Annotated in this window: 9 protein-coding genes, 2 tRNA genes and 1 rRNA gene; 10 read left to right on the plus strand and 2 right to left on the minus strand. The window is 43.6% G+C overall.

The features are described 5' to 3' along the window. The first annotated feature begins 92 nt into the window (after positions 1–92). Positions 93–425 (plus strand): DUF485 domain-containing protein, encoded by a 333-nt coding sequence (locus tag F909_RS01580; RefSeq protein ID WP_004656466.1) that lies wholly within the window; start codon positions 93–95, stop codon positions 423–425. 1 nt (position 426) lies between these two features. Next, positions 427–2,142: a cation acetate symporter gene (locus tag F909_RS01575; RefSeq protein WP_032878307.1), complete on the plus strand. Its 1,716-nt coding sequence runs from the start codon at positions 427–429 to the stop codon at positions 2,140–2,142. A 50-nt stretch (positions 2,143–2,192) separates the two neighbouring features. Here F909_RS01575 and F909_RS01570 read toward each other — a convergent pair whose 3' ends face one another. After that, complete coding sequence (locus tag F909_RS01570) at positions 2,193–3,401, minus strand: oxygenase MpaB family protein (RefSeq protein WP_005154494.1); 1,209 nt, start codon at positions 3,399–3,401, stop codon at positions 2,193–2,195. Between the two features lie 85 nt (positions 3,402–3,486). On the opposite strand from F909_RS01570, the gene F909_RS01565 reads away from it, so the two are divergent. Together F909_RS01565 and F909_RS01560 are read left to right on the plus strand one after the other, a co-directional pair. Then, positions 3,487–4,083 (plus strand): TetR/AcrR family transcriptional regulator, encoded by a 597-nt coding sequence (locus tag F909_RS01565; protein WP_005154495.1) that lies wholly within the window; start codon positions 3,487–3,489, stop codon positions 4,081–4,083. A gap of 45 nt (positions 4,084–4,128) precedes the next feature. Continuing rightward, complete coding sequence (locus tag F909_RS01560) at positions 4,129–4,812, plus strand: ion channel (RefSeq protein ID WP_005154496.1); 684 nt, start codon at positions 4,129–4,131, stop codon at positions 4,810–4,812. On the opposite strand, the gene F909_RS01555 is transcribed toward F909_RS01560, so the two are convergent. Next, the gene (locus tag F909_RS01555; RefSeq protein WP_005154497.1) at positions 4,806–5,762 is read right to left on the minus strand and encodes a LysR family transcriptional regulator; all 957 of its coding nucleotides are present in this window, start codon (positions 5,760–5,762) and stop codon (positions 4,806–4,808) included. The two genes, F909_RS01560 and F909_RS01555, sit on opposite strands and share 7 nt — an antisense overlap. Positions 5,763–5,991: 229 nt before the next feature. Here F909_RS01555 and F909_RS01550 point away from each other — a divergent pair, with 229 nt between their 5' ends. The 6 genes from F909_RS01550 (at position 5,992) to F909_RS01525 (ending at position 13,251) form a co-directional block, all read left to right on the plus strand. Next, positions 5,992–7,200, plus strand: a complete 1,209-nt coding sequence (locus tag F909_RS01550) for an acyl-CoA dehydrogenase (protein ID WP_005154498.1) — start codon at positions 5,992–5,994, stop codon at positions 7,198–7,200. A 140-nt stretch (positions 7,201–7,340) separates the two neighbouring features. Next, the gene (locus F909_RS01545) at positions 7,341–8,564 is read left to right on the plus strand and encodes a CaiB/BaiF CoA transferase family protein (protein ID WP_005154501.1); all 1,224 of its coding nucleotides are present in this window, start codon (positions 7,341–7,343) and stop codon (positions 8,562–8,564) included. A 220-nt stretch (positions 8,565–8,784) separates the two neighbouring features. Then, positions 8,785–10,761 carry a BCCT family transporter gene (locus F909_RS01540; protein ID WP_005154502.1) on the plus strand — a complete coding sequence of 659 codons (1,977 nt, stop codon included), beginning with the start codon at positions 8,785–8,787 and terminating at the stop codon, positions 10,759–10,761. Positions 10,762–11,465: 704 nt separating this feature from the next. Beyond that, a 16S ribosomal RNA gene (locus F909_RS01535) occupies positions 11,466–13,003 on the plus strand. 59 nt (positions 13,004–13,062) lie between these two features. Next, positions 13,063–13,139: transfer RNA gene (locus F909_RS01530), tRNA-Ile, on the plus strand. A gap of 36 nt (positions 13,140–13,175) precedes the next feature. Continuing rightward, positions 13,176–13,251 (plus strand) — tRNA-Ala (locus F909_RS01525). Positions 13,252–13,354 lie beyond the last annotated feature (103 nt).

A 13,354-nucleotide genomic window follows, 5' to 3' on the forward strand; every position in this document is an offset into this window, starting at 1 on the left:
ACGAGTCAAGCATAATCTTGTTACTTTGGATAATGAAAAATCCCATGTGAAAAAAGGGGTCCACGGTTGGACACAAAAATAAGGAGTCAATTATGGATGATTCACAGGTAGATCGAATTCTACGAAATCCAAAGTTTCAAGAGATGGTCAGCAAAAAGCGCACATTAAGTTGGACATTAACAGCAATCATGCTGTTTATCTACGTTGGTTTTATGCTTTTGGTTGGTTATAACAAAGAGTTTTTAGCAAGTTCATTCAGCGGCGGTGTAACCACGTGGGGAATTCCTCTTGGTTTAGGCATTATCGTATTGTCATTTATCTTGTGTGGTGTGTATTCCTATATTGCCAATACTAAACTTGACCAACTGAATGAAGCAGCCCTCAAAGAAGTTGAGGCCATTGCACATGAAAAAGGGATGCACTGAGATGAAAGGGACATCATTCAAAGCGATACTGTTCGCGCTTCTAAGTTTCTGTTGTTCGAGTGTCGCATTTGCTGGACCAGACTTAGGTGCAGCAGAGCAGCAAGCAACCAACTGGCATGCGATCATTATGTTCACGATCTTTGTCGGTTTTACTTTATTCATTACTAAATGGGCGGCAAAGCAAACTCAATCTGCGCAAGATTTTTATACCGCAGGTGGCGGGATTAGTGGTTTCCAAAATGGTTTAGCGATTGCGGGTGATTATATGTCAGCTGCATCTTTTTTGGGTATTTCCGCATTAGTATTTAGTTCGGGCTTCGATGGTCTGCTCTATTCACTGGGTTTCATGGTCGGTTGGCCAATCGTACTTTTCCTTGTTGCAGAACGTTTACGTAACTTAGGAAAATATAATCTTTCAGACGTGGTGTCATTCCGTTTGGAAGAAAAACCTGTGCGTACCTTGGCAGCATTCAGCTCACTGGTCGTGGTCGCTTTCTACTTGATCGCACAGATGGTTGGTGCAGGTCAGTTGATCAAACTGTTATTCGGTTTGAACTACAACATTGCCGTGGTGATTGTCGGCCTATTGATGATGGCTTATGTGATCTTCGGTGGTATGTTGGCAACGACTTGGGTACAAATCATCAAAGCGGTGATGCTACTGAGTGGTGCTACTTTTATGGCCTTTATGGTGATGAAAGCAGTTGGCTTTAGCTTTACCAATATGTTTAACCAAGCCATTGGTGTGTATAGCCAAGCGCACAGCATGAGTTGGGAAGAAGCATCAAAAATCATGGGGCCAGGTAAACTCGCGGCCAATCCAATTGATGCGTTATCACTTGGTCTTGCCTTGATGTTTGGTACAGCAGGTTTACCTCATATCTTAATGCGTTTCTTTACTGTAAAAGATGCGAAAGAAGCACGTAAATCAGTCGTGGTTGCGACAGGTTTTATCGGGTACTTCTATTTATTAACGTTTATTATCGGTTTCGGTGCGATTCTGTTTGTTGCAAACAACCCTCAATTCCTTGATGTGGCGAAAGCAGCGGTCACAGGTAAATTAGAGTTAGTCGGTGGTAACAACATGGCTGCGGTTCACTTAAGTGATGCTGTTGGCGGTGACTTGTTCATGGGCTTTATCTCGGCAGTTGCATTTGCAACCATCCTTGCGGTAGTGGCTGGTTTGACCCTTTCAGGTGCATCGGCAATCTCACATGACTTATATGCCAATGTGTTCAGAAAAGGTAAAACCACGCCTGAGTCTGAGTTGAAGATGTCAAAAATTGCAACTTTAGGTTTAGCGATCTTCGCCATGATCTTGGGTATTTTGTTCGAGAAGCAAAACGTTGCCTTCATGGTTGGCTTGGCATTCTCGGTGGCATGTTGTGCAAACTTCCCAGTGTTAGTGTTATCTATGTTCTGGAAAGGTTTAACCACTCGTGGTGCTGTGATTGGTGGTGTGGTTGGTTTAGTCGGTGCGGTGAGCTTGATTATTCTGTCTAAAGCGGTTTGGGTCGATACGTTGGCGATTTCTGAAACTGCGCCAAACCCATTCAATGGTCCAGCATTATTTGCAATGCCATTATCATTCCTTTGCTGCTGGTTCTTCTCTGTAACAGATAAGTCAGCACGTGCAGAGAAAGAGCGTAAAGCGTTTGATGCTCAGTTTGTTCGTTCAATGACAGGTATTGGTGCGTCTGGCGCGTCAGATCACTAATTAAAATAGATTGTAAAAAGCCCTCATTGATTGAGGGCTTTTTTTATAACTTATTGATGCATACTGGCCAGTTGCTTTGACTGATTGCGATACAGCGATAACCCGATCCGTTGCAAATGACGTCCATTTTGTTCAAGGAAACTGTTTAATTTTGGAATATGTCTGGCACTGGTATACAGCGCTAAATTTCGACCAATTAAATAATAAGCAAACCATGATGCCGATTGCGGAGCTAAACCTAACTTCTGCATTTTCTTGCGACCAATAAAGAACTGGGTAATTTCTAAATGCTGTTTATAAGCCAGTTTTTGTTGGAAAGAACGTAGATAACGGTACTTTCGTTCGAATGGTTCTTTGGAAAGGCTGGAGCCGAGCGAGATACTGCTGGCATCCGATTGCGGATGGGCAAATTGCATCCAGTAAATCAGTTTCCAGCCATCTGCTTCATGATCGACTAACCATTTTTCCTCAACACCCATCAACCAACCTGCATATTTCCAGAAATGTAAAAAGCTATCGACCTCTTGCTTGCTAGGAAAAATCCCCAGAGCACGAATGCCAATCAGTACTACGCCACTAAAGGCAATATTGGTCATGGCCTGATCATACTGGTTGATGGGGAGGCCCCAAGTCTCGGCATCCCATTTCTCTGATTTTTGCAGTTGATGACGGACCAAGGCATGAATGAAACGTACAAAAATCGTGGAGGTAAAACCCTTGCTAAAACGTTCAAAACCATCTTGTTCAGTGATGTCGACCCACCATTTGGTGGTTTCAGCGAGACGTGTTCCCGCCTGTTTTTTTAATGCACCTGTCAGAACTAAAGGTTGATTAAAACCAGGGTACATATAGCCCGCCATTAACGATAAATCTCGCAGGATCAGGCCGTTATTGATGCCTAAACGATAAGTAAATTTAAGTGCCTCATCGACTTTGGTTTGCTCATACCACGCAGGTTTTTGTTCAACGAATTGAAAGAAGGCAGCGAGTTCAGGAATTTGATGTGGTAGTTTGTCTAAACCTTCATATAACGCCGTTTCAAAATATTGACGATGCAATTTAGGGTTTTGTAACACCCAAAGCAGCACTTGATCCATGGGCTCATCACCACTTTGCAGGGCAGTATTCAATGCAAGATATTCCTGATAACTTGGCTGAACTTCCTGTCGGGTCATATAGCTGAGAATCTTGGTTTTGATATTGGATTGAATCATGTCTTCAAACGCCGCCAAGCGTTTAGGTTTAACGATGCTTTGCATTGCATAAAGCCTCTGATTGTTATTTAATCAAAGCTTAATATGAATAATTATTCGCATTCAATTCGCATTTTAATTGAGGCTGAGCATGAGAAAACGACCACAGCAGCAACGCGCCAAAATGATCGTCGAAAGTATTTTGGAAGGGGCGCAGAAATGTATTTCTGAATATGGAGTTTTGCAGGTGACCACACCTAAAATCTCTGAAAAATCAGGGGTGAGTGTTGGATCGATTTATCAGTATTTTGAAAATAAAGAACAAATCATTGCGGAACTGTTACTGCGTAAAAGTGAAAATTTAGGACAAGCCGTAAAGCAACTGGTGATGCTACAACAACAAACCTCTATTCATGACATCATCACATTAAGTATTGCCTTTGGCTTTGAATCGCTAAAGTCTGATCAAGGCTTTTTCATCGAGATTTTAAAAAACTGGCATGCCTATAGTGATTCGGAAGCAGCACAAGTTCTGGAGCAGCATTTCTTGGAAATCGGCATGTATTTATTTGGACGCTATTATCCGCACTGGGATTTTGAAACCTTAAAGCACAAGTCTTTTGTGATTATTAACAGTACTTTATTTACCATGATGCGTTATGCCAGTAAAAATACGTTTCTGATCGCAGAACAACGGCTACAACAAGAACTGTCTAAAATGATTGTTTCTTTTTTAGATGCAGTATGATGCACTCAACACCATGAAAAGCATAATAAGATTCAGGACAGCAACATGCAAAGTTTAAAACAATTTTGGAGCGGCTTTCGTTTACTGCCATCGGCATGGTTGTTATTGGTACAGTTGGCTTTGTTGATTTTAGCAATGCTCACCTACGGAGATAGTGAATTTCGTGCTTTGACGTGGTCATTGGGGGTATTGGCTTTATTGATTATTGCCAAGGTGATCCGACAAACACCTGTGTTTACCTTTTGGGGATTGGTCTTTGTCAGTGGTGCGTTCTTATTTTCGATCTTAATTTTTATTGGATATAGCAACCAGACCATTCAAATCATTGCACATAGTTTTGAAGCTTTGGCCTATTTTTATGCGGCCTATGGTTTGCTCCGTTATATGTTTGCAGATCGCTATCTAACCAAAGATGAATTGTTTGCTGCAGGGGCGGTATTTACCCTTATCGCTTGGGGTTTTGCCTTTTTATATAGTATCTGTCAGTTGATATTGCCCGATAGTTTTCAAAACCCCAATCATCCCCAAGCCTTACAGCATTGGCTTGATTTATTATTTTTGAGTTTCAGTCTACAGTCTGCAACAGGTCTGTCCGATTTGATCCCCATTAGCCCTGCGGCCAGAGTTCTCGCGATGCTACAAATGTTTGGTGGAGTGATGTATCTCGCCGTGGTGGTGTCCCGCTTGATTGCATTGCAATATATTGCCCATTTGCCTAAAAATCAGTAATCCAATATAGGTATTGAACGGGTCGCAGTTTCCTGTTCCAGCCATTCGATGAATTTCAGCATAATCGGGTTATGCGGTTGTTCAGCATAGACAAAATAATAGCAACGCGAACCGCTGAGTTTATGTGATGACACGATGATCAATTCTCCTCGATTCAGTTCTTTTTCAATCAGCATTTGTGGAATCAGGGCCACACCAAGATGATGTGTTGCAGCGACGGCCAGCATGGAAAATAGTTCATGCCGTTGACCTTCCATGGCATAGGGGGCGTTATAGCCCAGACTGTCGAACCATTCTTTCCAGATTGCAGGGCGAGTGGTCTGTTGTAATAAGGGCAGTTGGGAGAGTTGTGCGGCAGTCAGATCCAGCGCCGCTGGTGATTCATTTTGAATCAGATCGGGGAAGAACTTTTTAATTAGCGTCGGCGAGCAAACCGCGACCACTTCTTCTTGCATCAAAAAATGTGCAGTGGTTCCGGGCCAGTTTTCAACTTGAGCGGGTGTACCTGCATAGATGGCAGCATCAAAAATTTGTTCACTGAATAAAAAGGGTTTGGTGCTGGTCTCAAGATGGATGGTAATTTCAGGATAGATTTCATTAAAACGATGTAAACGTGGCAGCAGCCAGCGCGTTGCAAAGGTTGGCACCACCCCGAGTTTGAGCGTGCCACCTAAACCTTGATGTGACATCAGGTCGAGCGTACTGTGTTCCAGTCCGAGCAAATGCGTCTTGATATTTTTGAGATATTGTTCCCCCGCAATGGTCAGTTCTACACCATGTCGTACCCGATGAAACAAGGACAGATTGAGAAACTCTTCCAGTTGTTGAATCTGTCTGGAAACCGCACTTTGGGTCATGCTGAGTTCCTGTGCTGCATGGGTATAGGTCTTATGTTTGGCAGCGGCTTCAAAGCAAATCAATGATTGGAGTGAAGGAATCATACGTCGCATAACAGCGTCCTTGTGTTACGTGCAAAAAAAGAACCATGAGGTCCAGATAATTTAAGCGTTATACATTCTTCTCTGCTGTATTTTTAACAGAATAATGGAGACCGTTTCAATTGAGCTATGCATAAAACGCATGGCTGTATGAAAAAACATCGTTTGCCTGAAGCTTTAATCTGGCCTAGCATCAACTGCATCACTGATATTCAAATTGCTTAAAAGGAAGATAAAAGTCATGGCAAATCAAGGAAAGCGTGTCTCTTTTAATTGGCAAGATCCATTTTTACTCGAACAGCAACTTAGTCCAGAAGAACGTATGATTCGGGAGAGCGCTCAGGCCTATTGTCAAGACAAACTCATGCCACGCGTATTGGAGCAGTTTCGTCATGAAAAAACAGATCCACATATTTTTCGGGAAATGGGTGAGCTAGGTCTATTAGGCCCAACCATCTCAGAGCAATACGGTGGAGCAGGATTGAACTATGTCAGTTATGGTTTGATTGCACGCGAGATTGAACGCGTAGATTCTGGCTATCGCTCTATGGCCAGTGTGCAAAGTTCGTTGGTGATGGTACCTATTGATGAATTTGGTACAGAGGCGCAAAAACAGAAATACCTGCCTAAATTGGCGTCAGGCGAGTACATTGGCTGTTTTGGATTGACTGAGCCTGACCACGGTTCTGATCCAGGCAGCATGCTGTGTCGTGCCAAAAAAGTTGCAGGTGGTTATCGTCTCAGTGGCAGTAAAATGTGGATTACCAACAGTCCAATCGCAGATGTCTTTGTGGTTTGGGCCAAAGAAGTTTCTGAAGCAGGCAATATCGGGGAGATCCGCGGATTTATTTTGGAAAAAGGCTGGGAAGGGCTGTCTGCACCTGCCATTCATGGCAAGGTCGGACTCCGTGCATCGATTACGGGTGAAATCGTGATGGATCAGGTCTTTGTTCCAGAAGAAAATGCATTTCCTGAGGTACGCGGTCTGAAAGGACCTTTTACCTGTCTGAACAGTGCTCGTTATGGTATCGCATGGGGTGCAATGGGTGCTGCGGAATTCTGTTGGCATACTGCACATCAATACACCATGGATCGTAAACAGTTCGGTCGCCCGTTGGCAGCCAATCAGCTCATCCAGAAAAAGCTGGCGGATATGCAAACTGAAATTGCTCTGGGTCTACAAGTCGCTTTACGTTTTGGGCAAATGAAAGATGCAGGCATTGCTTCAGTCGAAGGCACGTCGCTGATCAAACGCAATAACTGTGGTAAAGCCCTAGAGATTGCACGACTGGCGCGTGACATGATGGGCGGCAATGGCATCAGTGATGAATTTGGCGTGGCACGTCATCTGGTCAATCTGGAAGTGGTGAACACCTATGAAGGTACCCATGATGTGCATGCCTTGATTCTTGGTCGTGCACAAACAGGCATCGCTGCATTTTCTAATTAAAGTTCTATCACTTGTTGAATCTAAAGATACGCTTTCGAGCGCATCTGGAGACACATTCATGCCTAAAAAATATTGACCAAGGCTGAGTATACGGGGTCGCCAATACGATCTACAAAAATTATAAGGAAGGAGGGAATAGGATGGGTGCATTAACTGGTTTACGTGTACTGGATCTCAGTCGGGTGTTGGCAGGACCTTGGTGTAGCCAGATCTTGGCCGACTTAGGCGCTGAGGTGATTAAAATTGAACGACCTCAAATAGGTGATGATACCCGTATGTGGGGTCCACCTTGGATGAAAGATGATGCTGGAGAGTCCACACGTGAGGCAGGCTATTATCAATCCGCCAATCGGAATAAATACTCGGTCGCGATTGATATTGCGTCAAAACAAGGCCAAGCCTTGCTCAGGGAAATGGTCAAGGACAGTGATGTCCTGATTGAAAATTATAAAGTCGGTTCACTGGGTAAATACGGACTGGATTATGCCAGCTTAAATGAAATTAATCCGCGACTGGTTTATTGCTCTATTACGGGATTTGGACAAACAGGACCTCGTGCATCTGAGCCAGGCTATGATTTTGTCATTCAAGGCATGGCAGGGTTGATGAGTATTACAGGTGAAAAAGATGATCTACCAGGTGGCGGTCCACAAAAAGTCGGGGTAGCCGTTGCCGATTTACAAACAGGTTTATATGCCACCGTGGCGATTCAAGCTGCACTTTGGTCTCGGCAGACGACTGGAAAAGGGCAGCATATTGATTTGTCATTGCTCGATGTACAGGTCGCAGGCTTAGCCAACCATGGCATGAACTATCTGATCACAGGTCAGGCACCGAAGCGTTGGGGAAATGCGCACGCTAATATTGTGCCTTATCAAACCTTTAAGGCAAAAGATAAAGATTTTATTATCGCCTGCGGCAATGATGCCCAGTTTAAAGCCTTGTGTCAGGCCATCGGTCAAGCTAAATGGGCAGCGCATGCCAAGTTTAAGTTGAATCAGGATCGGATTGCGCATCGTGGGGAATTGACCAGTTTAATGGATCAGCATTTTCTCACGCAATCTGCACACTATTGGGTAGAGCGGATTCATGCGGTCAAAGTACCTGTAGGTATGATCAATAATGTGGATGAGACTTTGCAAGAACCGCAAGTACAAGCGCGGGAAATGGTGGTGTCTATTCCACATCCACAATATCGCCAATTTAAAATGATTGCCTCACCGTTGAAATTGTCTGCAACACCTGTGGAATATCGTCTCGCTCCACCACGGTTGGGGGAACATACCCAAACGGTTTTGGCAAAGTATTGTTCCACAGAGGTCTTGGCTGAGTTAGCTGAACAAGGTGTGATTGGGCATTTGTAAAGAATGTCCGATTCTAAATTGAGGATCGGCTTTTAAAAAATTATAGCAGGGTGCGAGCTATCTTCTCATTCTGTTACAGCATTACAACTGCTTTATTTTTCACATTTTTTATAATTAGTATCGAGTTTTACATGCTTTAAGCTCGCTTTTATTCACATTGTGAATGTCTTCTTTGGCCGTTATGGCCTATCCATGATCATTAGAATAACGTGAGGGAATTATGCCTTCCAAGCCATCTTCGCATTTTGCGAATGTGAATCCAAACGTGTTTTTAAGCACGGTGATTATCATTGCGATTTTTCTCGCAATCGTTATTATCGCACCCAGTTCATTTGAACTTCTTACACAACAGTTAAAACAATGGATTACTGATTCATTTAGCTGGTTTTATGTTTTATCAGTCGCCGTCTTCCTGATCATACTGATTTACATTGCCTGCTCCGACAGTGGAAAAATAAAATTAGGCCCTGATCATAGCCAGCCTGAATACAGTAATGGCTCATGGTTTGCCATGCTGTTTACAGCTGGGATGGGGATCGGGTTGATGTTCTTTGGTGTGGCTGAACCCGTCATGCATTATATCAGTCCACCGAGTGGTGCGCCTGAAAGTGTAGAGTCGGCACAGCAAGCTTTACGTATTACCTTTTTCCACTGGGGCCTACATGCCTGGGCTATTTACGCGCTCGTTGGTCTATCCTTGGCTTACTTTGCCTATCGTCATAATCTACCTTTAAAAACCCGTTCTGCTTTATATCCTATTATTGGCAAGAAAATTTATGGTCCATGGGGCGATAGTATTGATACTTTTGCCACCATTGGTACCGTTTTTGGTGTTGCAACTTCACTTGGTTTCGGGGTAACCCAGATCAACTCTGGTTTACACTATCTTTTTGGTATCGAGCAAAGTAGCAATGTCCAAGTTATTTTGATCATCTTTGTCAGTACTTTGGCATCTTTATCTGTATTCTTGGGACTAGATAAGGGCGTTAAGCGTCTTTCTGAACTGAATCTGATCTTGGCTTTGGTGTTATTGGCATTTGTGTTTATTGCAGGTCCGAGTATCTATTTACTGCAAACGACCATTCAAAACACAGGTTCTTACATTTCTAACCTGTTTAGCATGACATTTAACTTATATGCCTATCAACCAAATGGTTGGATCGGTGGTTGGACCATTCTCTATTGGGCATGGTGGATTTCATGGTCACCATTTGTGGGGATGTTCATTGCGCGCGTTTCACGAGGACGGACCATCCGTGAATTTATTGTTGGTGTATTACTGATCCCAACAGGTTTTACCATTATCTGGATGGGCTTTTTAGGAAATGCTGCGCTGTTCAGCATTATGCAAGAACATAATGTCACCCTGATTCAAGCTGTACAAAGCGATTCATCGGTTGCCTTATTTGAATTTCTGAACCATTTACCGTTTTCAGGTGTGATGAGTTTACTTGCGACCGTATTGGTGATGTTGTTCTTTGTCACATCGGCAGATTCAGGCGCATTGGTCACAGATTATCTGACTGCGAAATCCGAAAACTCACCGACATGGCAAAGACTTTTCTGGACAGTATTGATGGCCGCTTTGGCGATTATTCTACTCTTGGTGGGTGGTTTAGCTGCTTTGCAAGCCTCAATCATTATGAGTGCTCTGCCTTTTACCTTGGTAATGTTGTTGATGAGTTGGGGCTTATTGAAAGCCTTGAAACTTGATGTAACCAAGATGAATGCCATTCAGGAAGCAAGAATTACACCGAGAGCCATTCATAATCCACGGAGTTGGCAACAACGTTTAGGGTTGATCATGCATTATCCGCATACTGAGGATGAAGTGCAGCAGTATATTAATACTGAGGTACGTAAAGCATTTGAAAGTATTCAGCGTGAGTTTAAACGCCGTCATCTGGAAGTAGATATCCGTGAGATTGAACATGGCTTACAACTGCATGTGGATCATCATCATGAGATTAACTTTACCTATAAAGTGATTTCGCACGCGACGGTTCCGCCAAGCTTTATGTTGGGTCGTGCAGATGAAGATGAGTCGAATTATTTCCAAGCAGAAGTATTCTTACGTGAAGGTGGTCAAAACTATGATGTGATGGATTGGACCCAAGAAGATTTAATCCAAGATATTATTGATCAATATGAACGTCATCTTTACTTCTTAAATATTGTTCGAGGTACAACACCTTAACTGGAGGAGTGTACTCAAACAATAAAAACAACGGCTTTGATTTGATCAAAGCCGTTGTTTTTATTTTGCATGATTGAATTTTAAGCATGATAAGGAGATAGCAAAGATGTTTTAGCCGAATGATTGGCTCAAAATAAGGGGTAAATATAAAAATAAAGCTGCTTTTTCGATGATAATTAAAACAAATTCAACATAAAAGGCTTAAATTACAGTGTCTTACTTTATTTAAATTCACTTTTAAGATAATTAATAAATTTTAAATTATATAAATCAGTAGATTAGATAAGGTAAAGTTTAAAAATAAAACAACCGATTTTTTAATTTTCTAAAAGTGCTTGCACCCTGACTGAAATACTGTAGAATGCACATCCATCGGCGGTGATGCAGATAAAAACTTGTTGAGAAACAAGGATTTGGCTTAAGGGTTAAATTTTTGGGTTTGAGAATAAGTTTTAAAAATATCTAAATTACCTGTTGACTTTAAAGAAATTTAGAGTAATATAGCCGACCTAGCTTGATGATGACGAATCATCGAGAAGATCATTAAGAGAATAGAAGAACAACTTGTGTGGATTTTTACTGGTTGATCAATCGAAAATATTTCATTGATTGAATGGTAAGAATTTCTCGAAGTTTATTTGAGCGAATTTTTAGTCAGAAAATTGATGAGCCAAGATTTGTAGCCATAAGCTACTAATGATTTTAAACTGAAGAGTTTGATCATGGCTCAGATTGAACGCTGGCGGCAGGCTTAACACATGCAAGTCGAGCGGAGTGATTGTGCTTGCACAATCACTTAGCGGCGGACGGGTGAGTAATGCTTAGGAATCTGCCATTTAGTGGGGGACAACATTCCGAAAGGAATGCTAATACCGCATACGTCCTACGGGAGAAAGCAGGGGATCTTCGGACCTTGCGCTAAATGATGAGCCTAAGTCGGATTAGCTAGTTGGTGGGGTAAAGGCCTACCAAGGCGACGATCTGTAGCGGGTCTGAGAGGATGATCCGCCACACTGGGACTGAGACACGGCCCAGACTCCTACGGGAGGCAGCAGTGGGGAATATTGGACAATGGGCGGAAGCCTGATCCAGCCATGCCGCGTGTGTGAAGAAGGCCTTTTGGTTGTAAAGCACTTTAAGCGAGGAGGAGGCTACCTAGATTAATACTCTAGGATAGTGGACGTTACTCGCAGAATAAGCACCGGCTAACTCTGTGCCAGCAGCCGCGGTAATACAGAGGGTGCGAGCGTTAATCGGATTTACTGGGCGTAAAGCGTGCGTAGGCGGCTGATTAAGTCGGATGTGAAATCCCTGAGCTTAACTTAGGAATTGCATTCGATACTGGTCAGCTAGAGTATGGGAGAGGATGGTAGAATTCCAGGTGTAGCGGTGAAATGCGTAGAGATCTGGAGGAATACCGATGGCGAAGGCAGCCATCTGGCCTAATACTGACGCTGAGGTACGAAAGCATGGGGAGCAAACAGGATTAGATACCCTGGTAGTCCATGCCGTAAACGATGTCTACTAGCCGTTGGGGCCTTTGAGGCTTTAGTGGCGCAGCTAACGCGATAAGTAGACCGCCTGGGGAGTACGGTCGCAAGACTAAAACTCAAATGAATTGACGGGGGCCCGCACAAGCGGTGGAGCATGTGGTTTAATTCGATGCAACGCGAAGAACCTTACCTGGCCTTGACATACTAGAAACTTTCCAGAGATGGATTGGTGCCTTCGGGAATCTAGATACAGGTGCTGCATGGCTGTCGTCAGCTCGTGTCGTGAGATGTTGGGTTAAGTCCCGCAACGAGCGCAACCCTTTTCCTTATTTGCCAGCGAGTAATGTCGGGAACTTTAAGGATACTGCCAGTGACAAACTGGAGGAAGGCGGGGACGACGTCAAGTCATCATGGCCCTTACGGCCAGGGCTACACACGTGCTACAATGGTCGGTACAAAGGGTTGCTACCTAGCGATAGGATGCTAATCTCAAAAAGCCGATCGTAGTCCGGATTGGAGTCTGCAACTCGACTCCATGAAGTCGGAATCGCTAGTAATCGCGGATCAGAATGCCGCGGTGAATACGTTCCCGGGCCTTGTACACACCGCCCGTCACACCATGGGAGTTTGTTGCACCAGAAGTAGGTAGTCTAACCGCAAGGAGGACGCTTACCACGGTGTGGCCGATGACTGGGGTGAAGTCGTAACAAGGTAGCCGTAGGGGAACCTGCGGCTGGATCACCTCCTTAACGAAAGATTGACGATCGGTAAGAATCCACAACAAGTTGTTCTTCGAAGATGTATCTGAGGGTCTGTAGCTCAGTTGGTTAGAGCACACGCTTGATAAGCGTGGGGTCACAAGTTCAAGTCTTGTCAGACCCACCAAATCTGAAAGATATGTCGTTCATTAAATGATAAGCTGGGGACTTAGCTTAGTTGGTAGAGCGCCTGCTTTGCACGCAGGAGGTCAGGAGTTCGACTCTCCTAGTCTCCACCACGTACTTTAAAGAGTACGAGCTAAAATAGATTATAGAATTTAGTAAGTTAAAAGCTTATTAAGTTCTGTGATTTATCACAGTTTACTAGTCACCGACGAGGTG

The sequence above is a fragment of the Acinetobacter sp. ANC 3929 genome (assembly GCF_000369405.1).
Lineage (GTDB): Bacteria > Pseudomonadota > Gammaproteobacteria > Pseudomonadales > Moraxellaceae > Acinetobacter.

What these genes read in the sequence shown, in the direction of transcription:
- F909_RS01550 (WP_005154498.1), top strand. Translation starts at nt 5,992, where the DNA reads ATGGCAAATCAAGGAAAGCGTGTCTCTTTTAATTGGCAAGATCCATTT.
- F909_RS01555 (WP_005154497.1), bottom strand. Translation starts at nt 5,762, where the DNA reads ATGCGACGTATGATTCCTTCACTCCAATCATTGATTTGCTTTGAAGCC.
- F909_RS01570 (WP_005154494.1), bottom strand. Translation starts at nt 3,401, where the DNA reads ATGCAAAGCATCGTTAAACCTAAACGCTTGGCGGCGTTTGAAGACATG.
- F909_RS01560 (WP_005154496.1), top strand. Translation starts at nt 4,129, where the DNA reads ATGCAAAGTTTAAAACAATTTTGGAGCGGCTTTCGTTTACTGCCATCG.
- F909_RS01565 (WP_005154495.1), top strand. Translation starts at nt 3,487, where the DNA reads ATGAGAAAACGACCACAGCAGCAACGCGCCAAAATGATCGTCGAAAGT.
- F909_RS01580 (WP_004656466.1), top strand. Translation starts at nt 93, where the DNA reads ATGGATGATTCACAGGTAGATCGAATTCTACGAAATCCAAAGTTTCAA.
- F909_RS01545 (WP_005154501.1), top strand. Translation starts at nt 7,341, where the DNA reads ATGGGTGCATTAACTGGTTTACGTGTACTGGATCTCAGTCGGGTGTTG.
- F909_RS01540 (WP_005154502.1), top strand. Translation starts at nt 8,785, where the DNA reads ATGCCTTCCAAGCCATCTTCGCATTTTGCGAATGTGAATCCAAACGTG.
- F909_RS01575 (WP_032878307.1), top strand. Translation starts at nt 427, where the DNA reads ATGAAAGGGACATCATTCAAAGCGATACTGTTCGCGCTTCTAAGTTTC.